General features: G+C 74.7%; 22 protein-coding genes. 12 read left to right on the top strand and 10 right to left on the bottom strand.

Going from position 1 to position 24,493, the window contains the following annotated elements:
* Positions 1 to 328 precede the first annotated feature (328 nt).
* Both purB and mug read left to right on the top strand, forming a co-directional pair.
* Positions 329 to 1,771 (top strand): adenylosuccinate lyase, encoded by a 1,443-nt coding sequence (purB, locus tag ACPXCS_RS16255; RefSeq protein ID WP_425950263.1) that lies wholly within the window; start codon positions 329 to 331, stop codon positions 1,769 to 1,771.
* A 13-nt stretch (positions 1,772 to 1,784) separates the two neighbouring features.
* Positions 1,785 to 2,333 carry a G/U mismatch-specific DNA glycosylase gene (mug, locus tag ACPXCS_RS16250; protein ID WP_425950261.1) on the top strand — a complete coding sequence of 183 codons (549 nt, stop codon included), beginning with the start codon at positions 1,785 to 1,787 and terminating at the stop codon, positions 2,331 to 2,333.
* 38 nt (positions 2,334 to 2,371) lie between these two features.
* Here mug and ACPXCS_RS16245 read toward each other — a convergent pair whose 3' ends face one another.
* Genes ACPXCS_RS16245 through ACPXCS_RS16235 form a run of 3 tightly spaced genes read right to left on the bottom strand, consistent with a single transcriptional unit; the run spans position 2,372 to position 4,508 of the window.
* Entirely contained in the window at positions 2,372 to 2,803 is a 432-nt protein-coding gene (locus ACPXCS_RS16245; RefSeq protein WP_425950260.1) for a hypothetical protein, read from the bottom strand.
* Between the two features lie 56 nt (positions 2,804 to 2,859).
* The gene (locus ACPXCS_RS16240; RefSeq protein ID WP_425950259.1) at positions 2,860 to 3,585 is read right to left on the bottom strand and encodes an ABC transporter permease; all 726 of its coding nucleotides are present in this window, start codon (positions 3,583 to 3,585) and stop codon (positions 2,860 to 2,862) included.
* 2 nt (positions 3,586 to 3,587) lie between these two features.
* Positions 3,588 to 4,508 (bottom strand): ABC transporter ATP-binding protein, encoded by a 921-nt coding sequence (locus ACPXCS_RS16235; protein WP_425950257.1) that lies wholly within the window; start codon positions 4,506 to 4,508, stop codon positions 3,588 to 3,590.
* Positions 4,509 to 4,616: 108 nt separating this feature from the next.
* On the opposite strand from ACPXCS_RS16235, the gene ACPXCS_RS16230 reads away from it, so the two are divergent.
* The 3 genes from ACPXCS_RS16230 (at position 4,617) to ACPXCS_RS16220 (ending at position 7,706) form a co-directional block, all read left to right on the top strand.
* The gene (locus ACPXCS_RS16230) at positions 4,617 to 5,786 is read left to right on the top strand and encodes a sensor histidine kinase (RefSeq protein ID WP_425950256.1); all 1,170 of its coding nucleotides are present in this window, start codon (positions 4,617 to 4,619) and stop codon (positions 5,784 to 5,786) included.
* A 14-nt stretch (positions 5,787 to 5,800) separates the two neighbouring features.
* Positions 5,801 to 6,463 (top strand): response regulator transcription factor, encoded by a 663-nt coding sequence (locus ACPXCS_RS16225; RefSeq protein ID WP_425950254.1) that lies wholly within the window; start codon positions 5,801 to 5,803, stop codon positions 6,461 to 6,463.
* An 88-nt stretch (positions 6,464 to 6,551) separates the two neighbouring features.
* Positions 6,552 to 7,706, top strand: a complete 1,155-nt coding sequence (locus ACPXCS_RS16220; protein WP_425950252.1) for an ROK family transcriptional regulator — start codon at positions 6,552 to 6,554, stop codon at positions 7,704 to 7,706.
* Between the two features lie 82 nt (positions 7,707 to 7,788).
* Here ACPXCS_RS16220 and ACPXCS_RS16215 read toward each other — a convergent pair whose 3' ends face one another.
* A complete protein-coding gene (locus tag ACPXCS_RS16215; protein WP_425950250.1) occupies positions 7,789 to 8,550 on the bottom strand; it encodes a GntR family transcriptional regulator in 762 nt (253 codons plus the stop codon).
* A gap of 168 nt (positions 8,551 to 8,718) precedes the next feature.
* Entirely contained in the window at positions 8,719 to 9,600 is an 882-nt protein-coding gene (locus tag ACPXCS_RS16210) for an RNA polymerase sigma-70 factor (protein WP_425950249.1), read from the bottom strand.
* A gap of 179 nt (positions 9,601 to 9,779) precedes the next feature.
* On the opposite strand from ACPXCS_RS16210, the gene ACPXCS_RS16205 reads away from it, so the two are divergent.
* The 4 genes from ACPXCS_RS16205 to ACPXCS_RS16190 all read left to right on the top strand — a co-directional run bounded on the left by ACPXCS_RS16205 (position 9,780) and on the right by ACPXCS_RS16190 (position 15,204).
* Positions 9,780 to 10,610, top strand: a complete 831-nt coding sequence (locus ACPXCS_RS16205) for an alpha/beta fold hydrolase (protein ID WP_425950247.1) — start codon at positions 9,780 to 9,782, stop codon at positions 10,608 to 10,610.
* A gap of 50 nt (positions 10,611 to 10,660) precedes the next feature.
* A complete protein-coding gene (locus ACPXCS_RS16200) occupies positions 10,661 to 12,145 on the top strand; it encodes a PLP-dependent aminotransferase family protein (RefSeq protein ID WP_425950246.1) in 1,485 nt (494 codons plus the stop codon).
* A 127-nt stretch (positions 12,146 to 12,272) separates the two neighbouring features.
* The gene (locus ACPXCS_RS16195) at positions 12,273 to 13,835 is read left to right on the top strand and encodes an alkaline phosphatase D family protein (RefSeq protein WP_425950244.1); all 1,563 of its coding nucleotides are present in this window, start codon (positions 12,273 to 12,275) and stop codon (positions 13,833 to 13,835) included.
* A gap of 109 nt (positions 13,836 to 13,944) precedes the next feature.
* Entirely contained in the window at positions 13,945 to 15,204 is a 1,260-nt protein-coding gene (locus ACPXCS_RS16190; protein WP_425950242.1) for a GNAT family N-acetyltransferase, read from the top strand.
* Between the two features lie 8 nt (positions 15,205 to 15,212).
* On the opposite strand, the gene ACPXCS_RS16185 is transcribed toward ACPXCS_RS16190, so the two are convergent.
* Positions 15,213 to 16,430 carry a trans-sulfuration enzyme family protein gene (locus ACPXCS_RS16185; RefSeq protein ID WP_425950241.1) on the bottom strand — a complete coding sequence of 406 codons (1,218 nt, stop codon included), beginning with the start codon at positions 16,428 to 16,430 and terminating at the stop codon, positions 15,213 to 15,215.
* A 59-nt stretch (positions 16,431 to 16,489) separates the two neighbouring features.
* Here ACPXCS_RS16185 and ACPXCS_RS16180 point away from each other — a divergent pair, with 59 nt between their 5' ends.
* Both ACPXCS_RS16180 and ACPXCS_RS16175 read left to right on the top strand, forming a co-directional pair.
* A complete protein-coding gene (locus ACPXCS_RS16180) occupies positions 16,490 to 16,981 on the top strand; it encodes an Lrp/AsnC family transcriptional regulator (protein ID WP_311682166.1) in 492 nt (163 codons plus the stop codon).
* A gap of 31 nt (positions 16,982 to 17,012) precedes the next feature.
* On the top strand, positions 17,013 to 18,698 hold the full coding sequence (locus ACPXCS_RS16175; protein WP_425950238.1) for a DUF885 domain-containing protein: 1,686 nt from the start codon (positions 17,013 to 17,015) through the stop codon (positions 18,696 to 18,698).
* 18 nt (positions 18,699 to 18,716) lie between these two features.
* Here the strand turns inward: ACPXCS_RS16175 and ACPXCS_RS16170 are convergent, their stop codons facing one another.
* Positions 18,717 to 19,235: an immunity 21 family protein gene (locus tag ACPXCS_RS16170; protein WP_425950237.1), complete on the bottom strand. Its 519-nt coding sequence runs from the start codon at positions 19,233 to 19,235 to the stop codon at positions 18,717 to 18,719.
* Positions 19,236 to 19,280: 45 nt separating this feature from the next.
* Positions 19,281 to 19,754, bottom strand: a complete 474-nt coding sequence (locus ACPXCS_RS16165) for a rhodanese-like domain-containing protein (RefSeq protein ID WP_425950235.1) — start codon at positions 19,752 to 19,754, stop codon at positions 19,281 to 19,283.
* A gap of 94 nt (positions 19,755 to 19,848) precedes the next feature.
* On the opposite strand from ACPXCS_RS16165, the gene ACPXCS_RS16160 reads away from it, so the two are divergent.
* Positions 19,849 to 20,295 carry an Lrp/AsnC family transcriptional regulator gene (locus ACPXCS_RS16160; protein WP_425950233.1) on the top strand — a complete coding sequence of 149 codons (447 nt, stop codon included), beginning with the start codon at positions 19,849 to 19,851 and terminating at the stop codon, positions 20,293 to 20,295.
* Between the two features lie 15 nt (positions 20,296 to 20,310).
* Here ACPXCS_RS16160 and ACPXCS_RS16155 read toward each other — a convergent pair whose 3' ends face one another.
* Positions 20,311 to 23,307 (bottom strand): AAA family ATPase, encoded by a 2,997-nt coding sequence (locus ACPXCS_RS16155; protein ID WP_425950231.1) that lies wholly within the window; start codon positions 23,305 to 23,307, stop codon positions 20,311 to 20,313.
* Entirely contained in the window at positions 23,304 to 24,467 is a 1,164-nt protein-coding gene (locus ACPXCS_RS16150; RefSeq protein ID WP_425950230.1) for an exonuclease SbcCD subunit D, read from the bottom strand. The genes ACPXCS_RS16155 and ACPXCS_RS16150 overlap by 4 nt, the downstream gene beginning before the upstream one ends.
* Positions 24,468 to 24,493 lie beyond the last annotated feature (26 nt).

Here is a 24,493-nt window from a genome sequence, read left to right as displayed (position 1 = left end):
GGACACCCGCACCGCAGACCCAGCCCGGCCACGGGACACCCGCACCGCAGACCCAGCCCGGCCACGGGACACCCGCACTGCGGGGTCGGCTCGCCCGGCCGCCAGGAAATGCGCGTCCCGGCGCCCCGCAGCCGCTGCGCCGGGCCCGGCTCGACCGCGCAGGGCGGCCCCCCTGACGGACCGGTCCGGCCCGGGCGCGTGACGGCCCGCCCGGCGGGAGCGGCGGCCCTGCCAGGCCGCCGGTCGTCACCGCCGCGGCGCTCTCGTAGGTTCCGACGAACGCACCCGCTGCGCTGGCCTGCACGAATCGCCAGTAGAATCCGTGCACGTGACTTCCGCTCCCGCCAAGCCCCGCATCCCGAACGTCCTCGCCGGACGCTACGCCTCCGCCGAGCTCGCCACGCTCTGGTCGCCCGAGCAGAAGGTGAGGCTGGAGCGGCAGCTCTGGCTCGCCGTGCTCCGCGCCCAGAAGGACCTCGGGATCGAGGTGCCGGACGCGGCGCTCGCCGACTACGAGCGGGTCCTCGACACCGTCGACCTGGCCTCCATCGCCGAGCGCGAGAAGGTCACCCGGCACGACGTGAAGGCGCGGATCGAGGAGTTCAACGACCTCGCCGGGCACGAGCACGTGCACAAGGGCATGACCTCCCGCGACCTCACCGAGAACGTCGAGCAGCTCCAGATCCGGCTCTCGCTCGAGCTGATGCGCGACCGCACGGTCGCGGTCCTGGCGCGCCTGGGCAAGCTGGCCGGGGAGTACGGCGAGCTCGTCATGGCCGGCCGCTCGCACAACGTGGCCGCGCAGGCCACCACCCTCGGCAAGCGTTTCGCGACCGCCGCCGACGAGCTGCTGGTCGCCTACGGCCGCGCCGAGGAGCTGCTGGGCCGCTACCCGCTGCGCGGCATCAAGGGCCCCGTCGGCACCGCGCAGGACATGCTCGACCTGCTGGGCGGGGACGCCGCGAAGCTCGCGGACCTGGAGCAGCGGATCGCCGCGCACCTGGGCTTCTCGCAGGCCTTCACCTCGGTCGGCCAGGTCTACCCGCGCTCGCTGGACTACGAGGTCGTCACCGCGCTGGTGCAACTGGCGGCGGCGCCCTCGTCGCTGGCCAAGACGATCCGGCTGATGGCCGGGCACGAGCTGGTCACCGAGGGCTTCAAGCCCGGCCAGGTCGGCTCCTCCGCCATGCCGCACAAGATGAACACCCGCTCCTGCGAGCGGGTCAACGGCCTGATGGTGATCCTGCGCGGCTACGCCTCGATGACGGGCGAGCTGGCGGGCGACCAGTGGAACGAGGGCGACGTGTCCTGCTCGGTGGTGCGCCGGGTCGCGCTGCCGGACGCGTTCTTCGCGCTGGACGGCCTGCTGGAGACGTTCTTGACGGTGCTGGACGAGTTCGGCGCGTTCCCGGCGGTCGTCGCCCGGGAGCTGGACCGCTACCTGCCGTTCCTCGCCACCACCAAGGTGCTGATGGGCGCCGTGCGTGCGGGTGTGGGCCGGGAGCTCGCGCACGAGGCGATCAAGGAGAACGCCGTCGCCTCCGCGCTCGCCATGCGCGAGCAGGGCTCCGAGCGCAACGAACTGCTGGACAAGCTGGCCGCCGACGCCCGTATCCCGCTGGACCGCGAACAGCTGGATGCGCTGATGGCCGACAAGCTGTCCTTCACGGGCGCCGCGGGCGACCAGGTGGCCACCGTCGTCGCCCGGGTCGAGGAGATCGTCAAGCAGCACCCCGGCGCCGCGGGTTACACGCCCGGCGCGATCCTCTGACGCGCCGCACGCGATGCCCCGCTTCACCCCCGAGGAACTGGAGGCCGCCCGCGACCGCGTCGTGCCGGACGTGGTCGCGGAGGACCTGCGCGTCCTGTTCTGCGGCATCAACCCCGGGCTGATGACGGCCGCCACAGGCCATCACTTCGCGCGCCCGGGCAACCGCTTCTGGCCGGTGCTGCACCGGTCCGGGTTCACGCCGCGGCTGCTGAAGCCCGCCGAGCAGGGCGAGCTGCTGTCGTACGGGCTCGGCATCACCAACGTCGTGGCGCGGGCGACCGCGCGGGCCGACGAGCTGAGCGCCGAGGAGTACCGGGAGGGCGGGCGGCTGCTCGCGCTGAAGGTGGGGCGGCTGCGGCCGCGCTGGCTGGCGGTGGTGGGGGTGACCGCGTACCGGGCCGCGTTCGACGACCGCAAGGCGCGGATCGGGCCGCAGGCACGCAGGATCGGGGACACGCGCGTGTGGGTGCTGCCCAATCCGAGCGGGCTGAACGCGCACTGGACGGCCGAGACGATGGCCGAGGAGTTCGCCCGGCTCCGGGAGGCGGCGGGCGAGGGCTGACCGCTCACGGCCCGTCGCTGCCCCGTGGCGGCGGCCGCTCACGGCGGGGCGGTCTCCGTCACCAGGGCGAGCAGCTGCGGCCCCTGCGAGGCGTCCCGGTCGGTGACCGCCACGGCGACCCAGCGGCCCGTGCCCTCGACTTCCCACACGTGGGCGATGCTCGCGCGCTCGCTCAACTCGGCCCAGGGCACGGGTATCTCCTCGCGCTCGGTGCGCAGCAGGACCGTCTGCAGGCTGTACGGCGGTGTGTCGCCCCACCGCGTGGCCAGCAGCTCGCAGACGGCGTCCCGGTCCTTCTCCAGCTGGTCCACGACCACCGCCCACTCCGCCGGGTCGTCGTCCGCCGCGGCGTCTAACACCGCGACGTGCCGGCCGGGCCCCGAGGCGCCGACGTCCGACGGGCCGTGCTCCGCCGGGAAGGGGCGGTAGCACAGCTCGTCGATGAGGGCGATGTGCTGTGCGATGTTCATGGCTCCAGTAAACCCGCCGCCACTGACACTTGGCGGGGCATCAGACCGGCCCTCTCTCAGGCGTCCCTGCGGCGCAGGCTCCACCCTCCGAGCAGCAGGGCGGCGGCCGTCCACAGCGCGGTCACCGCGAGCCCCGACCAGGGACCGAGGGTTCCGTCGTAGGTCGTGCGCAGGACGAGCTGTCCCGCCTTGTCGGGGAGGAAGTCGGCGAGCGTGCCCGTCGCGTCGCCGACCACGAAGGACACGACGAGGATGAACGGGATCAGCAGGGACAGGGTGGCCACCCCGCTGCGCAGCAGGGCGGCGAGCCCCGCCGCGAGCAGGGCCATCAGGGTCAGGTAGACGCCGCAGCCCACGACGCCGCGCACCTGCTGTCCGGCACCGAGCCCGTCGGCCGCCGCGCCGAGCCCCGCCCGCCCCGCGATCAGGGCCGCCGCGGCCGTCAACAGCCCCACCAGGAACACCGGTACGGCGATCACGGCCGCCTTGGCCGCGAACCAACGGGCCCGCTGCGGCACCGCGGCCAGCGAGAGCCGCAGCGCTCCGGGGTGGAACTCCGCCGACACGGCCATGGCGCCGAAGGAGACGGCCGCGATCTGCCCCGGTACGACACCGGACAGGGCCGTGAACAGCGGGTCGAAGTCCGGGTCCGACGTGCCGGAGGCCCCGGCGAGGGCGGAGAACGCCGTGGTCGCGGCGAACAGGGCCAGCAGCGCCCCGGGCAGGGACCGCAGGGTGCGGATCTTCAGCCACTCGGAGCGGAGTACGGGCGTGCGGTCCATGGTCAGGCCTCCTGGGGCTGTGCGGCGAACTCGGTCTCGGCTTCGGTGAGGTCGAGGTAGGCCTGCTCCAACGTGCCCTCCTCGGCAGCGAGTTCCAGGACCGGGACGCCCGCGGCCGAGGCGATACGGCCGATGTCGTCCACGCGCGCGTGGTGCACGGTCCAGTGCCCGTCCGGGTGTTCCACGGGGTCGTGGCCGTGCCGGGCGAGGGCGCGGGTCAGGGCGGCGGGATCGGTGGTGCGGATGCGGACGCGGGGCCGCACGCGCCCGTGGATGAAGTCCCGCATCGGGGTGTCGGCGAGCAGGCGGCCGCGGCCGAGGACGACGAGGTGGTCGGCGAAGGACGCCGTCTCGTTCATCAGGTGGCTGGAGACCAGCACCGTGCGGCCCTGCGCGGCGAGGCGGCGCAGCAACTGCCGGATCCACACGATGCCCTCGGGGTCGAGGCCGTTGGACGGCTCGTCGAGCATGACCACTTCGGGGTCGCCCAGCAGGGCGGCGGCGATGCCGAGCCGCTGGCGCATGCCCAGAGAGTACGTCCGCACGCGGCGGCGGGCCACGGCGGCCAGGCCCGTCTCCTCCAGCACCTCGTCGACCCGCCGGTCCGGGATGCGGTTGCTCACCGCCAGGATCCGCAGATGGTCGCGGGCGGTGCGGGAGCCGTGCGCGGCCTGCGCGTCGAGCAGGGCGCCCACGTGGCGCAGGGGTTCGCGCAGCAGCGGGTAGGCACGGCCGCCGAGCGTGGCGGAACCGGCGCTCGGCCGGTCGAGGCCGAGCACCAGCCGCATGGTGGTGGACTTCCCGGCGCCGTTGGGGCCGAGGAACCCGGTGACGCGGCCGGGCAGCACCCGGAAGGTGAGGCGGTCCACGGCCCGCCGGCCGCCGAACTCCTTGGTCAGGTCCTGGACGTCGATGCTGGTCATGGCAGCAGCGTGGCCGCGGCAGCGGGGTGCGGGCCTCCCCCGGGGGTGGAGATCGCCTCCCCCGTGCGGGGGAGGCCCGTTGTCGGTGGCGGCTGGCACGATGACGCCATGGTCCGCATGCTGCGCCCGTTGACGCGGGCGGTGACGTACACGCGTTGGCTGCATCTCGCCATGGCCGTCGTGTGGCCGTCGCTGTGGCTGTTCGTCGAGGAGGCGTGGTGGACGCAGGTCTCGGCGGCCGTGCTGCTCGGACTCGCCGGTCTCGTGCCCGCGATGCGGCTGGTGGAGGGGCTGCAGGCCCGGCTGCTGCTGACGGGCCACCGGCCCGACAGCGCGAGTGCGGAGATCGTGGCCGCCCCCTCGGCGACCTGGGCCGACCGGGGCCGCACCGTGGTGTGGCTCCAGGCCCGGCTCGTCATCGGCTACGTCGTGGCCATGCTCTCCGTGCAGTTGCCGCTCCTGTCGATCGACCTGACGACCACGGCCCTGGGCGGGGGTCCGGGGGGCGGTGCGCTGCTGCCCCTCCCGGGGCACCACTGGTGGTACGGCCTGCTCGCGCCCGTGCCCTTGCTGCTGTTGCCCGTGGTGGTCGTCCGGTCGGGCCACCTCGTCACCGCGCTGGCCGTGCGGCTCCTCGGCCCCTCCCCCGTCGAGCGGGTCGCCGCGCTGGAGGAGCGGACCGAACAGCTGCTGGAACGCACCAGGATCGCCCGCGAGTTGCACGACTCCATCGGCCACGCGCTGACGGTCGCCGTCGTCCAGGCGGGAGCCGCGCGGGCGGCGGCTGATCCCGCCTTCACCGACCGGGCGCTGAGCGCCATCGAGGAGACCGGCCGGGCCGCCCTGGAGGACCTGGAGCGGGTCCTCGGTGTGCTGCGCGAGTCGGGGAGGCCGGCCGGCGGGAGACCGACCCTCGTGGACGCCGACCGGCTGCTGGAGTCCGCGCGTTCCTCGGGGGCGGAGGTGGACGCCGAGGTGACCGGCCCGGTGGAGACGGTGCCCGGGCCGGTGTCCCGGGAGGGCTACCGGATCCTGCAGGAGGCGCTCACGAACGTGCTGCGGCACGCGGGTACGGTCCCGGTCCGGGTCCGCGTACGGGTGGCCGGTGACACGCTCGTCCTCGCGATACGCAACCCAATGCCCGCCGGGGCGCCGGGCCCCGGGCGGGGCAGCGGCCTGCGCGGCATACGCGAGCGCGCGGCCCTGCTCGGCGGGCAGGCCCGGACCGGACCCGACGGGGGTGACTGGCAGGTCCACGCTGAACTGCCGTTGAGTTGATCTACGCTGGCCCGATGCCGGTCACCGTTCTCCTCGTCGACGACGAACCCCTCGTGCGCGCCGGTCTGCGGGCCGTGCTGGAGGCGCAGCCCGACATCGAGGTCGTCGGGGAGGCGGCCGACGGGGCCGCGGTGATCCCGCTGGTGCGGCAACTGCGGCCGGACGTGGTGGCCATGGACGTCCGGATGCCGCTGCTGGACGGCATCGAGGCCACCCGGGCGCTGCTGCGGACCGTCGACGAGCCGCCGCGCATCCTCGTGGTGACGACCTTCGAGAACGACGAGTACGTCTACGAGGCGCTGCGCGCGGGCGCCGACGGGTTTCTGCTGAAACGGGCCCGGCCCGCCGAGATCGTGCACGCGGTGCGGTTGATCGCCGAGGGCGAGTCGCTGCTGTTCCCGGCCTCGGTGCGGCAACTCGCCGCGGAGTACGGCGACAGCGGCGGCAACCGCGCGGCGCGCGCCGTGCTGGAGCGGGCCCGTCTGACCGAGCGTGAGGCGGAGGTGCTGCGGCTGATGGCGCGTGGCCTGTCCAACGCGGAGATCGCGGACCGGCTGGTCGTCGGGACGGAGACCGTGAAGTCGCACGTCAGCTCCGTGCTGGCGAAGCTGGGGGCGCGGGACCGCACACAGGCGGTGATCGCGGCGTACGAGTCGGGGTTCGTGGCACCGGGCTGAGCACCCGCGGCGTGGCCCGCCCCTCGCCGGGGCGCGCCACGCCGAAGTACGATCCGGCCAACACGCGCACGACCTGGGAGGACGGACGGTGGGGCGGCTGACCGGCGGGGATCCCTCGCTGCTGCGAAGGATCAACTCCGCGGTGGTGCTGCACGCGCTGCGTGCCACGGACTGCGCGACGCTGACCGAGATCACCCGGGTGACGGGCCTGTCGAGGCCGACGGTCGAGGGCGTCGTGGAAGGGCTCATCGAGGCCGGGCTGGTCGTCGAGAAGGCGGCCGAGGAGGGAGCCGCCCGGCGGCAGGGACGGCCGGCCCGGCGGTTCCGGTTCCGGGCGGAGGCCGGGCACCTGCTCGGTGTGGAGGTCGGCGCACGCCGGGTGGCCGTGCTGCTGTCCGACCTGGACGGCCGGGTGATCGGCGCCCAGGCCAAGGACGTCGCGGAGACGGCGGAGGCCGACGAGCGCCTGGAGCGGCTGCGCGGTGCCGTCGCCGAACTGCTGCGGCGGGCCGGGGTCGCGCGGGGCTCGCTGCGGGCCGTGGGGGTGGCCACACCCGGGATCGTCGAGGCGGACGGCACGGTACGGCTCGGCACGGCCCTGCCGGGGTGGACGGGGCTGCGGCTGGGCGAGCGGCTCAGCCGGTCCTTCAAGTGCCCGGTGCTGGTGGAGAACGACGCCAACGCGGCCGCCGTCGCCGAGCACTGGAAGGGCGCGGCCACCGAGTCCGACGACGTGGTCTACGTCCTGGCGGGGCTCAGCCCGGGCGCCGGTTCGCTGATCGGCGGGCGGCTGCACCGGGGCTACGGCGGCGCGGCCGGCGAGATCGGGGCGCTGCACCTGCTGGGCCGTGAGGTGACGCCGGAGACGCTGCTGTCGACCACGGACGAGCCCCTGCACCCCCTCGACGAGCAGGCGGTCGCCGAGGTCTTCGCGCAGGCCCGCGAGGGCGACCAGCGGGCCCGGGCCGCCGTCGACCGCTTCATCCAGCGCCTGGTCCATGACGTGGCGGCCCTCGCCCTCGCCCTGGACCCGGAGCTCGTCGTCATCGGCGGGTGGGCGGCGGGCCTGGACGGCGTCCTGGAGCCCCTGCGTCAGGAACTCGCCCGGTACTGTCTGCGTCCCCCGCAGGTCACCCTCTCCCGCCTCGGCGACGCGGCCGTGGCGACGGGCGCCCTGCGCCTCGCCCTGGACCACGTGGAGGAGCAGTTGTTCACGGTGGAGGGCAGGGGGACTCCCTTCTAGACCCTGCCCGTGGGGCAGGCCGTGGGGGCGCGGGCGGCCACCCACCCGCGGCCTCGGCGCAGCCCCCTGCGACGGCGAAAGGTCAGGACGCGCGCTGCTGCGGCCCGGCGTGGATCTCCACGCCCCCCGCGTCACCGAAGGTGAGCCGGCACGTGTCCGCGCGGTAGGTCGCCACCGACAGCGCGGCCGTACGCCCGGCCGCGACGAACCGGGTCGTGACGACGAGGACGGGCGCCCCGGGCAGCCGGTCCAGTTCCTTGGCGTCGTCCGCGCCGGCGGAGCCGAGCTCCACCGCGTTCTCCTGCCGTTCCAGCTCCCTGCGCTGCAGCTCGCGCAGGACCGCACGCGCGCGTGCCGCCCCGGACGGAGCGTCTATGCCGGACAGCTCGGGCACCGAGAAGTCCGGGATGTAGAGCAGTTCGGCGGCCACCGGCCGGCCGTGCGACACGCGGGAGCGGCGCACGATGTGCACGGGCTCGTCACGGCCCGTCTCCAGCGCCTCGGCGACGGCCGCGGGCGGTACCGCCGTGGTGCAGTCCACCGGGTGCCAGGCGTCCTCGGGGCCGCCGGGCCAGGTGTGCGGGCCGGTGCCGAGGGAGACGCCCATGCGGGGCGGGGCGACGGTCGTGCCGACACCGCGGCGGCGCTGCAGCCTGCCTTCCAGTTCGAGCTGCTCCAGGGCCTGGCGGAGCGTGGCGCGGGCGACGCCGAAACGGGCCGCCAGATCGCGCTCGTTGGGCAGGATCTCCCCCACCGAGAACTCGGAGTCGAGCGCTTGGCTGAGCACGGTCTTGAGATGCCAGTACTTCGGTTCCGGCACCGATTCCAGCTGCGTGGTCCCCACCCTGTCCTCCGCAATAGCCGTGGTCGGCGGCGTTTTAGCGCCCTTGTTTATTAAAGGTTGTTGCACTTCTCTGCGACCATAGGGCGGCCCTGATCCTTGGTCAAGACCAATGCCGGGAACGTTCACGGCGCCGCAATGAGGGCGCCGTCGGCATCGTGAGGGGTTTCCTCAGAGGGCCAGCGACCGCAGCTTGTCGGGGTTGCGGACGACGTAGACGGCCTGAACGCGCCCCTCGGCGACGTCGAGCTGGAAGACCGCGTCGGGCTTGTCGCCGGACAGGACCAGCACGGCCGGGCCGCCGTTGAGCTCCAGGAACCGTACGGAGAAGTCCGCCAGGCCCTTGCGCGCGGCGCCCACGAGGAAGCGGCCCACCTTGTCGGCCGTCTGCAGCACGCGCAGCGGCGCCTGCGCCTTGCCGCCGCTGTCGCCGATGAGGCGGACGTCCGGGGCGAGCAGCGCCATCAGTCCTTCGAGGTCGCCCTCGGCCGCGGCGGCGAGGAACCGTTCGGTGAGGTCGCGGCGCTGGGCGGGATCGACCTCGTAGCGCGGCCTGCCCTCCTCGACGTGCTTGCGCGCGCGTCCGGCGAGCTGGCGCACGGCCGGTTCGCCGCGGTCGAGCATGGCGGCGATGTCGGCGTACGGGAAGCCGAAGGCCTCGCGCAGCACGAACACCGCCCGTTCCAGCGGTGACAGCGACTCCAGGACGACGAGGACGGCGAGCGAGACGGAATCGGCGAGCACGGCCCGTTCGGCGGTGTCCGGCACGGTGGCGCCGAAGTCGGTGACGTAGGGCTCCGGCAGCCAGGGGCCGACGTAGGTCTCGCCGCGCGCCTTGATCTGGCGCAGCCGGTCGATGGCGAGGCGGGTGGTGACGCGGACGAGGTAGCCGCGTGGTTCGCGCACGTCGGCGCGGTCGGCGGCGGACCAGCGCAGCCAGGCGTCCTGGACGACGTCCTCCGCGTCGGCCACCCGGCCCAGCATCCGGTAGGCGACGCCCAGCAGGACGGGGCGGTGGGCTTCGAAGACGTCGGTCGCGGTCTCGGTGGTCACGACCCCCATCCCAGCCCACGGCCGCGGCCCTGTCCAGGCGGAATCGCCCCTTCTCGGACAGCCCGGTCACACCGGGCCGTCCGGGCCGTGGACGCCGGGCACCGGGGGCTACCCGCCGGTAGCAATTGCTGACAAGCTGTCTACATCGTCCGTCAGCGAGCCCAGCCGAGGAGCACCGCATGCCGACCACCGCCTCCTTCGAAGTCGCCACCGCGCACGGCGACCGGACCGTGACCCTCGCGTACACGCGCCGGGGCAGCGGTGAACCACTGCTGCTGCTGCACGGCATCGGTCACCACCGGCAGGTGTGGGACCCGGTGCTGCCCGCGCTGGCGGCCGAGCGCGACGTCATCGCGGTCGACCTGCCGGGGTGCGGCGAGTCGCCGGCGCTCCCGGACGGCATGGCGCACGACCTGCCGACGATGAACGCCGTGCTGGTGGCGCTCTGCGCGGCGCTGGACATCGAACGGCCGCACGTGGCGGGCAACTCGCTGGGCGGCCTGCTGGCGCTGGACCTGGCCCGGGCGCGGCTGGTCCGGTCCGTCACGGCCCTGTCCCCCGCCGGATTCTGGAACGAGGCCGAGCGGCGCTACGCCTTCACCGTGCTGACGGCCATGCGGCAGATCGCCCGGCGGATCCCGCCGCCCGTGGTCGAGCGGCTGGCCCGCCCCGCGATCGGCCGGACCCTGCTGACGAGCACCATCTACGCCCGGCCGGGACGCCGCGCGCCCGAGGCGGTGGTCGCCGAGACGCTCGCGCTGGCCCGGGCCCAGGGCTTCTCGGAGACGCTCCGCTCGGGCCGGACCGTGCAGTTCACCGACGACATCGTGGGCACGCCGGTCACCGTGGCGTGGGGCAACCGGGACCGGCTGCTCATCCCCCGCCAGGGCGTGCGCGCCAAGACCGTCATCCCGCGGGCCCGCCTGGTGCGGCTGCCCGGCTGCGGACACGTCCCGATGAACGACGACCCGGCACTGGTGGCCCGGGTCGTCCTCGACGGCAGCCGCTGACCCACGGCGGCCGCGAACGCCGGGCCGGGGAGCCTCTAAGGTCTCCCTCCATGAGGCCAGCGCAGAGCGATCCGGACGCGGATGCCGCGTCCGCGGCCTGGGAGTTGCTGCTCCCGGCCGCTTCGGCACCGGCACGCACGCGTGGCCGCTCCCTGCAGGCGGCGCTGCGCGAGGCGGTCCGCTCCGGCCGGCTGGCACCGGGCACCCGGCTGCCGTCGAGCCGGGACCTCGCGGCGGACCTGGGGGTGTCCCGGGGGCTCGTGACGGAGGCGTACGAGCAGCTGACGGCGGAGGGCTACCTGCGCAGCGGCCGGGGCGCCGGGACCTGGGTGGGAGCGGCCGTACGGGCGGCCCCACCGCGCGCGCACGACCTCGCCCCGCGCTCGCCCGGCACCCGCGCCGACTTCGTGCCCGGGACGCCGGACCTGGCGCTGTTCCCGCGTTCGGCGTGGGCGGCCGCGCAGCGCGGCGTCCTGGCGGAGCTGCCGCACCAGGAGCTTGGCTACCCCGATCCGCGCGGACTGCCCCGGCTGCGGACCGCCCTGGCCGAACTGCTCGCCCGGCGGCGGGGCGTGGTGGCCGACCCGGAGCGGATCGTGGTGGTCTCCGGGGTCGCCCAGGCGACGACCCTGCTGGGTTTCGCGCTGCACGCGCGCGGGTTGCGCACGGTCGGGGTCGAGGACCCCGGCAGCCCCCAGCACGACACGCTGTACGCGGCGGCCGGGGTGGGCGCCGTCCCGGTGCCCGTGGACGGTGAGGGCCTCGTCATGGAGGCGCTGCGGGCGTCGGGCGTGCGGGCCGTGGTGACGACGCCGGCCCACCAGTTCCCCACCGGCATCGCCTACTCCGCCCGTCGCCGGGCCGAACTGCTGGACTGGGCGCGGTCCGTGGGCGGCATCGTCCTGGAGGACGACTACGACGGCGACTTCCGCTACGACCGGGCTCCGGTCGGCGCCCTGCAGGGTCTCGACCCGGACCACGTCGCCTACACGGGCTCGGTCAGCAAGTCGCTCGCCCCGGGCCTGCGGCTGGGCTGGCTGCTGGTGCCGGAGTCGTGGACGGACGACGTCGTCGAGCGCAAACGCACCATGGACCTCGGCCATCCGGCCCTCGACCAGGCGCTGTTCGCCCGCTTCCTGGAACGCGGCGAGTACGACCGCCAGCTCCGCCGCTGCCAGCGCGCCTACCGCGAGCGCCGCGACGCGCTGGTCGCCGCCCTGGACGCGCACTTCCCGGGCTCCCGGGTGTCCGGCATCGCCGCGGGCCTGCACGTCATCGCCACCCTGCCGGGACGGTACGGCCCCGAGGACCGGTTCCTCGCGCGCGTGGCGGCGGCCGGAGTGGCGCTGCGCCCGCTGTCGGCCTACGCCCACCCGCCCGGCCAGGACGGCGCGGACGGCATGGACGGCGTGGGCGGACAGAACGGCCGCGAGGGCGAGTCGAAGGAGATACGGCTCGTGCTCGGCTACGCCCATGTGCCGCCCGCCCGGATCGCCGAGGGCGTGGGGCTGATGGCGCGGGCGGCCACCGGCTGACCCGCACCCGCCGCCGGGTTCCCTCACCCCGCGGTCGGTTGTTCACTTGGGGTTCGCGTGTGCGCTGCGGCGTGCCAGTAGGTGTGGCTCTGCACACTGGCCGGATCCCGTCCCTGGAGGCGTATCCATGTCCCACCGTCCGTTCCCCGGGCGCCGTAGCGTCCTGCGCGGCTCCCTCGCCGCGTCGGCGGCCCTGTCCCTGCCCACCACGCTCGGCGCGGCGCCCGCCTTCGCGCGCTCGGGGCGTCCCGCCGCGGGCTGGGGCGTCCAGACGGGAGACGTGACCTGCGACTCCGGGCTGGTGTGGGTGCGCTCCGACCGGCCGGCCCGGATGATCGTCGAGACGTCGGCCACCGAGTCGTTCCGCAACCCCCGCAGATGGCACGGCCCGCTGCTGGGCTCCCACACGGACTTCACCGGCACCACCCGGCTGCGCGGCCTGCCGCCCGGCGAGCAGATCCACTACCGCGTGCTGCTGGCCGACCCGGACGACCCGCGCCGCACGGGCGAGCCGGTCACCGGCACCTTCCGCACGGCGTCCGTGAAACGCCGCGACGACGTGCGGTTCGTCTGGTCCGGCGACCTGGCCGGGCAGGGCTGGGGCATCAACCCGGAGTTCGGCGGCTACACGATCTACAACGCGATGGCCGCCCTGGACCCCGACTTCTTCCTGTGCAGCGGCGACACCATCTACGCCGACGGTCCGATCACCGAGACCGTGGCCCTGCCCGACGGCCGCACCTGGCGGAACATCACCACCGAGGAGAAGGCGAAGGTCGCCGAGACGCTCGGGGAGTTCCGCGGCAACTTCCGCTACAACCTGCTCGACGAGAACCTGCGTTCCTTCAACGCCCGGGTGCCGTCCATCATCCAGTGGGACGACCACGAGGTCACCAACAACTGGTACCCGGGCGAGATCCTCACCGACGCCCGCTACACCGAGAAGCGCGTCGACGTGCTCGCGGCCCGCGCCCGGCAGGCGTTCTCGGAGTACTTCCCGATCTCCACGCTGCGCCGCCCCGACGGCCGGGTCTACCGCGTGCAGCGCCACGGGCCGCTGCTGGACGTCTTCGTGCTGGACATGCGCACCCACCGCAACGCCAACTCCGCCGGAGACCAGCCCGCCGACCCGCAGGGCATCCTCGGGCGCGAGCAGCTGGAGTGGCTCAAGCGCGAGCTGTCCCGCTCGCGGGCGGTGTGGAAGGTGATTGCCTCCGACATGCCGCTGGGCCTGGTCGTGCCCGACGGCACGGCCGTCGAGGCCGTCGCCCAGGGCGACCCCGGCAAGCCGCTGGGCCGTGAACTGCAGATCGCGGAGCTGCTGCGGCACATCAAGCACCGGAAGATCACCGGCACGGTGTGGCTGACCGCCGACGTGCACCACACCTCGGCCCAGCACTACCAGCCGTCGAAGGCCGCCTTCACCGACTTCGAGCCGTTCTGGGAGTTCGTCTCGGGCCCGCTGAACGCCGGTGCCTTCCCGGCGAGCGCGCTGGACGCCACCTTCGGCCCCGAGCGCGTGTTCGTGAAGGCCCCGGCCACCGCCAACGTCTCGCCCGCCGGCGGCTTCCAGTTCTTCGGCGAGGTCGCGATCGACGGCGGCAGCGGCGAGCTGACGGTGCGTCTGCGCGAGCAGGACGGCACCGTGCTCTTCACCAAGGTCCTCCAGCCGGGACGGGTCGGCCAGTAGGCACGGAGCGCAACGTTTGAAGCGTCGACAAAGGGGGGAAACCGGGCCCTTTACCCTCTGGTCACAGAGCGTTCTCGATCACGCAACACCGCTCCGTCACAGTGGGTGCATGACGCGAGAAGTGACCCAAGTGCCGCACCGGAACGACGACTGCCGCCCCGCCACGCCGTGGCAGCGGCTCGCGGAGGCGTTCCGGGTGCGCCGGACACGGCGCCACGAACACGCGCCGCCGACGAGTGATACCGGGTCCCCGGCACCGGAGCCGGTGCCGGGGGCGCACACCCTGTGGCGGCTGCGGACCACGGTGAAGGACGAACCGGGGTCGCTGGCCGCCCTGTGCGCGGCCCTGGCCGGGCACCGGGTCGACATCCTCAGCCTGCAGACGCACCCGCTGGCCGAGGGCACGGTGGACGAGTTCCTGCTGCGGGCCCCGGGCGAACTGCCGGCCGCGGCCGTCACCGCGGCGGTCGCGTCGGCCGGCGGCAACGACACCTGGATCGAGCGGGCCGACGCGCACGACCTGGTGGACGCGCCGACCCGGGTCCTCTCCCTGGCCGCCCGCACCGCCCTGGACGCGGCGGAACTGCCCCTGGCGCTGCGCCAGTTGCTGGGCCGGTGCACCATCCGCTCGCAGCCCGCGCCGGCCGGCGCGGACCGGGCGCCGAGCGGACTCGCGGTGGAGGCCGCCCTCGACGACACGGTGATGCGGCTGCGCGCCCCCGAAGGCGGGGTGATCACCGTGGAGCGGCCCTATCTGCCGTTCACCCCCACGGAGTTCGCCCGGGCCAGGGCCCTGGTCGAGCTGGACGCCCGGCTCGGGCCGCGGGTTCCGCGCGGCCGGGACGTACTGACCCTCGCCGAGGGCAGCGACATCACCGTGCGGCGGGCCGACACGCGTGACGTGGAGGCGGCCCGGGCGATGCACGACCGGTGCTCGGCGCACACGCTGAGGCTGCGCTACCACGGTCCGGTCGGTGACGCGGACCGCTATCTCAACCACCTGCTGAGCCCCCGGTTCGGCCGCACGCTCGCCGTGCAGACCGCCTCGGGACGGATCGTCGGACTCGGCCACCTCCTGTGGGACGGGGACGAGACGGAGGTCGCGCTGCTCGTCGAGGACGCGTGGCAGCGGCGGGGTGTGGGCGCCGAGTTGCTGGGACGGCTGGTCACGCTGGCCCGCGAGGCCGGATGCGCGAGTGTGTACGCCGTGACACAGGCCTCCAACACGGGGATGGTCGCCGCGATGCGGGGCCTCGGGCTACCGCTCGACTACCAGGTCGAAGAGGGGACGCTGGTCATCACGGCACGGCTGAGTGAATCCGTGGTGACCAGCGGTGCGGAGGAGCTGGGGAGCGCCTCTGCGCCGTAGGGCGTGCGTCACCGGGCGGGTGCGGGTGCGCTGTGGCTGGTCGCGCGGTTCCCCGCGCCCCTTCGAGGGCGCTGCAGAGCCTGGTCCAGATCCGCCCAGAGGTCCTCCACGTCCTCCAGGCCCACGGACATGCGCAGCAACCGGTCGCTCACTCCCGCCCCCTGGCGGTCCCGCGCGTCCACGATGCGGTGGCTGATGGACGCCGGGTGCTGGATGAGCGTGTCGACGCTGCCGAGGCTCACCGCCGGGGTGATGAGACCGACCCGCGCGATGACCGCGTGGGGGTCGCCGTGGACCTCGAAGGCGACCATGGCGCCCCCGATGCGGGGATAGTGCACGCGGGCCACCCGCGGGTCGGCTGCGAGGCGGCGCGCGAGTTCGGCGGCCGTGGCGGACGCGGCCCGTACCCGCACCGGCAGCGTGGACAGGCCCCGCAACAGCAGGTAGCCGGCCAGCGGGTGCAGGACGCCGCCGGTCGCGAAACGCACCTGCCGCAGCCGGCCGGCGAACTCCTCGTCGCAGGCGACCACGCCCGCCAGCACGTCCCCGTGCCCGCCGAGGTACTTGGTGGCGCTGTGCAGCACCAGCCGCGCCCCCTGCCCGGCCGGGCGCTGGAGGACCGGCGTGGCGAAGGTGTTGTCCACCAGCAGCGGCACCGCACCGCAGGCGTGGGCCACGGCCCGCAGGTCGACCTCGGCGAGGGTCGGATTGGCCGGGGACTCGACCAGGACCAGGCCGGTGTCCGGGCGCAGCGCGTCGGCGACACCGGCCGGGTCGGTCCAGGTCACCTCCGAGCCCAGCAGTCCGGCGGTCAGCAGATGGTCGCTGCAGCCGTACAGGGGGCGCACGGCGACGACGTGCCGCAGGCCCATCGAGCCGCGCACGAGGAGGACGGCGCTCAGGGCCGCCATGCCGCTGGCGAAGGCGACCGCCGCCTCGGTGCCCTCCAAGCGGGCCAGCGCCGTCTCGAAGCGGGCCACGGTCGGGTTGCCCAGCCGGCCGTACACGGGCGGGCCGTCCGGCTCGGCGCCGGTGGCGGCGAAGGCGTCGATCCGGGCCGCCTCGCCGCGGCTGTCGTAGGAGGGGTAGGTGGTGGACAGGTCGATCGGCGGGGCGTGCAGCCCCTGCCGGGCCAGGTCGTCGCGCCCGGCGTGCACGGCCTCGGTGGCCAGTGCCCGCGGTGCGGTGGGTACGTCGTCGTGGGCGCCCATGCTCGCTGTGTCCATGACGGAAGGGTGAACACCGAACGGGTTCCTGGCGCCACACCCCGTGCTACGTTCGGCCGATGGCCGAATCTGTCGTACTGGACCCGGTGGACCTCCATCTGCTGCGGCTGCTGCAGAACGACGCCCGGGCGACGTACCGGGACCTCGCCGCGCAGGTGGGGGTGGCGCCGTCGACGTGCCTGGACCGCGTGGCCCGGCTGCGCCGCTCGGGCGTGATCCTCGGGCACCGGCTGGAGCTGGATCCGGCCAAGCTGGGGCGTGGTCTGGAGGCGCTGCTGTCGGTGCAGGTCAGGCCGCACCGGCGGGAGCTGGTCGGGCCGTTCGTGGAGCGGATCCGGGCGCTGCCGGAGTCGCGCACGGTCTTCCATCTGACCGGGCCGGACGACTACCTGGTCCATGTCGCGGTCGCCGACATGGCCGATCTGCAGCGGCTCGTGCTGGACGAGTTCACGGCGCGCCGGGAGGTGGCCCGGGTGGAGACCCGGCTGATCTTCCAGCAGTGGGAGTGCGGGCCGCTGCTGCCGCCTTCGCCCACGGCTCAATCCGCGTGACGTGCGCGGTGCGCCGTACGAGGATGGCCGCATGTCTGAGATCAAGAGCCCGCTGCCCCGTGAGGTCGCCGACGCGTACGTCGACGAGCTCATCGCCCTCGACCCCATCACCGGTACGTTCCTCGGCGCACCGGAGAGCTCCAGCAGGCTGCCCGACACCTCGCCCGCGGGCCAGGAGGCGCTCGCGGAGCTGGCGCGCCGGACGCTGGCCCGGCTGGACGAGGCCGAGCGGCTCCCCGGCGCGGACAGCGACATCGAGCGCCGCTGCGCCCGGCTGCTGCGCGAGCGGCTCACCGCGGAACTCGCCGTGCACGAGGCGGACGAGAGCCTGCGCTCCGTCAGCAACCTGAGCTCCATCGCCCACGCGGTGCGGCAGGTGTTCACGGTGACCCCGGCGCAGACCGAGGAGGACTGGGCGGCGATCGCCGAGCGGCTGCGCGCGGTGCCGGCGGCGCTGGAGGGCTACCGGGAGTCCCTGGCGCTCGGCCTGGAGCGCAAGCTGTACGCCGGGCCCCGCGCCACGGCCACGTTCGTGGGACAGCTCGGCGAGTGGGCCGACGCGGACGGCCGCGGCTGGTTCGAGCAGTACGCCGCCGCCGGCCCCGAGTCGCTGCGGACGGAGCTGGACACGGCGGCCCGCGCGGCCACTCAGGCCGTGGTGCGGCTGCGGGACTGGATGCGGGACGTGTACGCGCCGACCATCGAGGGCGCCCCGGACGTGGTCGGCCGGGAGCGGTACGCGCGCTGGGTCCGCTACTTCAACGGCACGGACCTCGACCTGGACGAGGCGTACGCCTACGGCTGGTCCGAGTACCACCGCCTCCTGGGCGAGATGAAGGCCGAGGCCGAGAAGATCCTGCCGGGCGCGGCCACGCCGTGGGTGGCGCTGGCCCACCTCGACGAGCACGGGACGCACATCGAGGGCGTCGACGAGGTGCGCGACTGGCTGCAGGGCCTGATGGACGAGGCCATGGACGCGCTCGACGGCACCCACTTCGACCTGGCCGAGCGGGTGCGCCGGGTCGAGTCGCGCATCGCCCCTCCGGGCAGCGCGGCGGCGCCGTACTACACGCCGCCGTCGGACGACTTCTCCCGCCCGGGCTGCACCTGGCTGCCGACCATGGGCAAGGACCGCTTCCCGGTCTACGACCTGGTGTCGACCTGGTACCACGAGGGGGTGCCCGGCCATCACCTGCAGCTGGCCCAGTGGAAGCACGTGGCCGAGGACCTCTCGCGCTACCAGGCGAGCGTCGGCATGGTGAGCGCCAACGCCGAGGGCTGGGCCCTGTACGCGGAGCGGCTGATGGACGAGCTGGGCTTCCTGACCGACGCCGAGCGCCGGCTGGGCTACCTGGACGCCCAGATGATGCGGGCCGTGCGCGTGATCATCGACATCGGCATGCACCTGGAGCTGACGATCCCGGACGACTCGCCCTTCCACCCCGGCGAGCGCTGGACGCCCGCGCTGGCGCAGGAGTTCTTCGGCGCGCACAGCAGCCGGCCGTCGGACTTCGTGGAGAGCGAGCTGACCCGCTACCTGTCGATGCCGGGGCAGGCCATCGGCTACAAGCTCGGCGAGCGGGCCTGGCTGCTGGGCCGTGAGAAGGCCCGCGAGCGCCATGGCGACGCCTTCGACCCGAAGGCGTGGCACATGGCGGCGCTGTCGCAGGGCTCGCTGGGCCTGGACGACCTGGTGGACGAGCTGTCGCAGCTGTAGGCGCCGCGCGGCCGCCGGCTAGCGCGGCGACAGCAGGCGCAGCTGGACCAGGTCCAGCCAGGTCTCCGGGCCCGGCTGGACCTGCGCCGCGCGGACCGCGTAGCGGCCGGGCTCCAGGGGGACCCGGATCTGGTCGACGCCCGTGGGGCCCGTGCCCGGCCAGGCCGCGTCGAACAGCAGGACGGTGCCGGGCACGTTCCACAGCACCTCGGGCTCCCACTCCGCGGTGGCGATCGCGGAGGGCACGCCGGCCAGCAGCTCCGCCTCGGAGTCGCCGGCCCGCCACCGCACGAAGGCGGCCTGCTCGGGCAGGTAGGCGGTGGCGGCCGGTTCGTCGCCCAGGACGAGGGCGGTCGAGTCGCCCACCGGCAGCAGGCCGACGCTGCCGTCCACCTCGCAGGCCCGGTCGTAGTCCGACGCCGTCTCCTCGCCGTCGGCGCCCGCCCAGAACGGCAGGACGGTCTCGGGCACCGCTATCAGCGGCCCGCCGCCCGACTCCACCCACTCCACGACGCCCGGTTCCGCGTATCGCACCATGGCGCAAGAACCTACAGGGTCAACTCGCTTCGAAAACACGGGGGTTCAGCAGCCGCAGGGACCGCCGTCCACGGGGGCCGTCAGCGGGTCCGGATCCCGGCGCTCACGGCCCCGCCAGGTCTCGAACGCGAAGCCCTCGCGCACCCAGTACTCGAACCCGCCGAGCATCTCCTTGACCCGGTAACCGCGTTCGGCCAGGGCGAGGGCCGCCCGCGCGGCACCGTCGCAGCCCGGGCCCCAGCAGTACGTCACGACCGGCACCGCCGGGTCGAGGAGCTGCCCGGCCCGCTCGGGCACCAGCGCGGTCGGCAGGTGCACGGCCCCGGGGACGTGGCCCTGGTCCCAGGCCTCGGTGGACCGGGAGTCGACGAGGACGAAGCCGGGGTCGCCGCCGGACGAGAGCGCGGCGGCGACGTCGGACACGTCGGTGTGGAAGGCGAGGGAGGCGCGGAAGTGGGCGGCGGCCTCGGCCGGGGCGGCGGGGGCGACCCGCAGGACGGAGTTCACGGTGGTGGTCATGACCAGGAATCTACGGCCGCCGATCCGCCCTCTGAAGCGACGATCCACTGCCCTGGGCTTGATCCGCCGGGAATCTCCCTGCTATTCCTCGGCCATGACCGCGTATTCCCCGGACGCCACCGACTGGCGCATCCTCGACGTCCTCCAGCGGGAGGGGCGCGCCAGTTTCGCCGAGCTGGCCCGTGCCGTCTCCATGTCCGCGAGCGCGGTCACCGAACGGGTGCGGCGGCTGGAGGAGGCCGGGGTCATCCAGGGCTACGCGGCGGTGGTCGACCCGGAGCGGCTCGGGCTGCCGATCCTGGCGTTCGTGCGGCTGCGCTACCCCAACGGCAACTACAAGCCCTTCCACGACCTCGTGGCGGTCACGCCGGAGATCCTGGAGGCGCACCACGTCACGGGTGACGACTGTTTCGTCATCAAGGTGACGGCCCGCTCGATGCGCCACCTGGAAGAGGTGTCGGGCAGGATCGGGGCGCTGGGCTCGGTGACGACCAGCGTCGTGTACTCCTCGCCCCTGCCCCGGCGCCCGCTGGGCCGCTGACCCAGCCCCGCTGACTCAGCCGGCGCCGCGCTGCCGCAGCACCGATCCCGACCGGCCCTTGACGACCTCCAGCTGGGCGTGGATCCGCCGCCGCAGGTCGGGCACGTGGCTGACGATGCCGACGCTGCGGTCGCGTTCGCGCAGGGAGTCGAGGACGTCGAGGACCTCGTCGAGGGTCTGGTCGTCGAGGCTGCCGAAGCCCTCGTCGATGAAGAGGGTGTCCAGGCGCACCCCGCCCGCCTCGTCCGTGACGACGTCCGCGAGGCCGAGGGCGAGCGCGAGGGAGGCGAAGAACGTCTCGCCGCCCGACAGCGTCGCCGTGTCGCGTTCACGGCCGGTCCAGGCGTCGACGACGTGCAGTCCGAGCCCGCTGCGGCCGCGGCCGGTGCGGTCGTCGGAGTGGACGAGGGTGTAGCGGCCGGACGACATGCGCCGCAGCCGCACGGTCGCCGCGGCGGCGACCTGTTCCAGCCGGGCGGCCAGGACGTACGACTCCAGACGCATCCGGCGCTCGTTGTCGGCGGAGGTGCCGGCGGTGAGGCCCGCCATGCGGGCGACCCGGTCGTGCTCCTCGCGCAGCGGTGCCAGCCGGCGCACGGCTGCGGCCGCCCGGGCGGAGAGCCGGTCGAGTTCGGCGCAGCGCCGGCCGGCCGCGTCGTGCGCGGAGGCGGCCTCGCGCAGCCGCCGGGTGGCCAGGTCCGCGGCCCGCTGCGCCGCCTCGACGTCGGCGGGCGGCTGCTGGGCCGCCGCGGCCGTGTCGGCCTCGGCGAGGACGGCCCGTACGGCGGCCTCCTCGCTCTGCCAGGCGTCGAGCCGGTGCTGCAGCTCCCGGTGGGCGGCGCGGTCGAGCAGCGCGTCGGCCGCGGCCTGCGGGGTCTCGAACCCGGCCCGGAAGGCGGCGTCGGCGAGCCGGGCGTCGGCGTCCTTGAGCCGCTGGGCGGTGTCCTCGGCGACACGGGCGGCGTCGGCGGCGTCCGTGAGCAGCTCGGTTTGCCGCTGGAGCTGCGCGGCCCGTGCGGCGACGCTGTCCAGCGAGCCCCGCGCCCGGTCCAGTTCCTCCTTCAGCGCGGCGCGTTCACGGTCGAGCCGCTCCCGGTGACCGACCCGGGCGGCGCTGCGCACGGCGGTCTCCTGCCGGGCGGCGACGCGGCGTTCGTGCTCCTGCCCGGCCTGCCGCAGCCGCTCCTGCGCGGAGTGCAGCTCGGCGGCGGCCTCCCGGGCGTGGCCGTACTGCTCCTCCAGCTCCTCGGCCTCCCGGGCGAGCTGCCCGGTGGGGGTGTCACCGGCCTCGGCGGTGGCGGCGGCCAGGGCCTCGCGCACGACGCCGAGGCGCTGCTCCTGCTCGGTGCGCTGGGCGTCGGCGCGCCGGTAGGCGGCCAGGGCGCGCTCCTCCGCCTCGCGGTCGACGTGCCCGGCGACCTTGCGGGCCGGGGCGGGGTGCTCGGTCGCGCCGCACACGGCACAGGGTTCGCCGGCGGTGAGCTGTGCGGCCAGTTCCGCGGCGATGCCGTTCAGGCGCTGTTCCTTGAGGTCGAGCCAGTGCTGCTGGGCGCGCAGCGCGTCCTCCCGCGCGGAGCGGGCCTGTGCGACGGCCCGGTCGGTGTCCTCGGCGAGCTGGTCGCGCAGCCGGGCGGCCTTCAGCCGTTGCTGTGCCGGTTCACGCCGGACGGCGAGCTGTTCGGCGAGGGCGGCGGCCCGCTGCGCGGAGTCGACCCGGTCCTGAAGGGCGCCGCGGGTCTCCTCCCAGCCGTCGAGCCAGGCCTCGGCCTCCTGCAGGAGGTCGGCGTCGGCGCGCTCCTGGCGGTCCAGGCCGGCGCGCTCGTCGAGGAGTTCGGCCAGGCGCCGCTCGGCGCGGCGGGCGGCATCGAGGCCGCCCAGTTCCTCGGCGGCCCGGCGCGCGGCCGCGGCGAGTCCGGCCGCGCCCGCGTCGGCGAACCGCTCGGGCAGCAGCGCACGCGCGCGTGCCTCGGCATCGGCCGCCCGGCGGTGTTCGGCCTCGGCGGACTCCCGCAGCTCCAGGGCGGGCGCCACAACCTCGGCCTTACGGGCGCGCTCCATCAGCGCCTGCGCCTGGCGGTAGGCCTCGGCGCCCTGCTCCACGAGCGCCGCCCTCTCCCGGGCCTCGGCGAACCGGCGCTGCAACCGGGCGCGTTCGCGCACCTCGTCCAGGGCGCGGCCGGTGGCGGCCTGGACGGACTCGGCGGCGGCGAGCCGGCACGCGGCGACGGCGAGCTGTTCCCGGGCGGTGCTGCGGGCGACGGCGGCCGCGCCGAGCACGGCCTCGGCGAGACCGGGTTCACCGGGGGCCAGCTCGGGCAGCTCCATGGCGTCGCCCGCGGCCTGCTGCATGCGGTGGGCGTCGGCGAGCAGGGCGGCGTCGCCCTCCCGGACCTGGGACTCGGTGGCCCGGCGGCGTTCGGCCAGGTGCTTCTCCACGTCGGCGAAGCGGCGGGTGTCGAAGAGGCGGCCCAGCAGCTTGCCCCGGGCCTCGGCGTCGGCGCGCAGGAACCGCGCGAAGTCGCCCTGCGGCAACAGCACGACCTGGCAGAACTGCTCCCGGCTCATGCCGAGCAGCTGGGTGATCTCCTCGCCGATCTCCTGGTGGGAGCGGCTGAGGTCCTGCCACGTCCCTGCCGTGGCGTCGTAGCCGCGCAGCCAGGTCTGGGCCTTGTCCACCGTCGTGCCGGTGCCGCGCTTCTTGGGGCGTGCCCAGGGCGGCTGGCGGGTGATCTCCAGGCGGCGTCCGGCGACGGTGAGGTCGAGGGTGACCTCGGTGCGGGTGGCGGGGGCGGCGTGGTCGCTGCGCAGGGTGGTGCCCTGGCCGCCACCCTGCCGGGCGCCGGGGACCGAGCCGTAGAGGGCGTAGCACACGGCGTCCAGGACGGAGGTCTTGCCCGCGCCGGTCGGCCCGTGCAGCAGGAACAGCCCGGCCCCCGACAGCTCGTCGAAGTCGACGGTCTGGGTGCCTCCGAAGGGACCGAAGGCGGTGATCGTGAGCCGGTGGAGCCTCACCGGGCCACCTCCCGTACGGCCTCGTCGGCCCGCACCGCGTCGAACGCGTCGCGCAGCACGTCCTGTTCGTGCGCGTCGGGTCCGGCGCCGCGCACATGGGCGACGAAGTCCTCGGCGATCTGCTGGTCGCTGCGCCCGGCCAGGCGGCGGGCGTACGACACCTCGGTCTCGTCCTCGGCCCGGTCGGGGTCGAAGACCAGGCTGAGGGTGTGCGGGAAGCGCTCCGCGAGCCGGGCCATCGGGTCCGCCGGGCGGACCGGGTCGGTGAGCGTCGCCTCGACCCACGCCTGCTCGTGCCGGGTCAGCTCCGGGTCGGCGAGCAGGTCCTCCAGGGTGCCGCGGATCCGGGCGAGGGGGCGCGGCACCGGGCAGTCGACGCGCTCGGCGGCGACGGAGCCGTCGGCGTCGAGGTCGACGAGCCACATGCTCTTGCGGTGCGCCGCCTCCGAGAAGGAGTAGGGCAGCGGCGAGCCGGAGTAGCGGACGCGGTCGGTGAGGGTCTGGCAGCCGTGCAGATGGCCGAGGGCCACGTAGTCGACGCCGTCGAACACGCCGGCGGGCACGGCCGCGACGCCGCCGACGGTGATGTCCCGCTCGCTGTCGCTGGGCTCGCCGCCGGTGACGAAGGCGTGCGCGAGGACGACGGAGCGCGTGCCGGGCGCGCGGCCGGCGAGGTCGGCGCGGACCCGGTCCATGGCGGCGGCGAGCACGGCCTCGTGCCCGGCCTTCTCCACCCCGAACTCGTCCTTCACCAGGACCGGTTCGAGGTAGGGCAGCCCGTAGAAGGCGACGTCCCCATGGGTGTCGGACAGCACCACCGGGGTGCCGGCCGCCGACGGCTCGGTCCGCAAATGGATTCCGGCCCGGCCGATCAGGCCCGCGCCGACGCCCAGCCGACGGGCCGAGTCGTGGTTCCCGGAGATCATCACCGTGGGCACGCCGAGGTCCGCGAGGCGGTGCAGGGCGTCGTCGAACAGCTCGACCGCGGCGAGCGGCGGCACCGCCCGGTCGTACACGTCTCCCGACACCAGCACCGCGTCCACGGCCCGCTCCCGCACGGTCGTGACGAGGTGGGCGATGAACTCGGCCTGGGCCCCGAGCATATTGACCCGGTGGAACGCCCGGCCGAGGTGCCAGTCGGAAGTGTGCAGCAGTCTCATGATCCCCCGAGACTAACCGCCGGGTC

The organism is Streptomyces sp. DT190 (assembly GCF_049846985.1).
GTDB lineage: Bacteria > Actinomycetota > Actinomycetes > Streptomycetales > Streptomycetaceae > Streptomyces.
Note: the sequence above shows the minus strand (reverse complement) of the source record. Positions and strands in the feature narration are given on the sequence as shown.

Excerpts from the sequence above, each read along its gene's own strand:
- mug (WP_425950261.1), top strand. The coding sequence starts at position 1,785 with ATGCCCCGCTTCACCCCCGAGGAACTGGAGGCCGCCCGCGACCGCGTC.
- ACPXCS_RS16245 (WP_425950260.1), bottom strand. The coding sequence starts at position 2,803 with ATGAACATCGCACAGCACATCGCCCTCATCGACGAGCTGTGCTACCGC.
- ACPXCS_RS16240 (WP_425950259.1), bottom strand. The coding sequence starts at position 3,585 with ATGGACCGCACGCCCGTACTCCGCTCCGAGTGGCTGAAGATCCGCACC.
- ACPXCS_RS16235 (WP_425950257.1), bottom strand. The coding sequence starts at position 4,508 with ATGACCAGCATCGACGTCCAGGACCTGACCAAGGAGTTCGGCGGCCGG.
- ACPXCS_RS16230 (WP_425950256.1), top strand. The coding sequence starts at position 4,617 with ATGGTCCGCATGCTGCGCCCGTTGACGCGGGCGGTGACGTACACGCGT.
- ACPXCS_RS16225 (WP_425950254.1), top strand. The coding sequence starts at position 5,801 with ATGCCGGTCACCGTTCTCCTCGTCGACGACGAACCCCTCGTGCGCGCC.
- ACPXCS_RS16205 (WP_425950247.1), top strand. The coding sequence starts at position 9,780 with ATGCCGACCACCGCCTCCTTCGAAGTCGCCACCGCGCACGGCGACCGG.
- ACPXCS_RS16200 (WP_425950246.1), top strand. The coding sequence starts at position 10,661 with ATGAGGCCAGCGCAGAGCGATCCGGACGCGGATGCCGCGTCCGCGGCC.
- ACPXCS_RS16195 (WP_425950244.1), top strand. The coding sequence starts at position 12,273 with ATGTCCCACCGTCCGTTCCCCGGGCGCCGTAGCGTCCTGCGCGGCTCC.
- ACPXCS_RS16190 (WP_425950242.1), top strand. The coding sequence starts at position 13,945 with ATGACGCGAGAAGTGACCCAAGTGCCGCACCGGAACGACGACTGCCGC.
- ACPXCS_RS16185 (WP_425950241.1), bottom strand. The coding sequence starts at position 16,430 with ATGGACACAGCGAGCATGGGCGCCCACGACGACGTACCCACCGCACCG.
- ACPXCS_RS16180 (WP_311682166.1), top strand. The coding sequence starts at position 16,490 with ATGGCCGAATCTGTCGTACTGGACCCGGTGGACCTCCATCTGCTGCGG.
- ACPXCS_RS16175 (WP_425950238.1), top strand. The coding sequence starts at position 17,013 with ATGTCTGAGATCAAGAGCCCGCTGCCCCGTGAGGTCGCCGACGCGTAC.
- ACPXCS_RS16170 (WP_425950237.1), bottom strand. The coding sequence starts at position 19,235 with ATGGTGCGATACGCGGAACCGGGCGTCGTGGAGTGGGTGGAGTCGGGC.
- ACPXCS_RS16165 (WP_425950235.1), bottom strand. The coding sequence starts at position 19,754 with ATGACCACCACCGTGAACTCCGTCCTGCGGGTCGCCCCCGCCGCCCCG.
- ACPXCS_RS16160 (WP_425950233.1), top strand. The coding sequence starts at position 19,849 with ATGACCGCGTATTCCCCGGACGCCACCGACTGGCGCATCCTCGACGTC.
- ACPXCS_RS16150 (WP_425950230.1), bottom strand. The coding sequence starts at position 24,467 with ATGAGACTGCTGCACACTTCCGACTGGCACCTCGGCCGGGCGTTCCAC.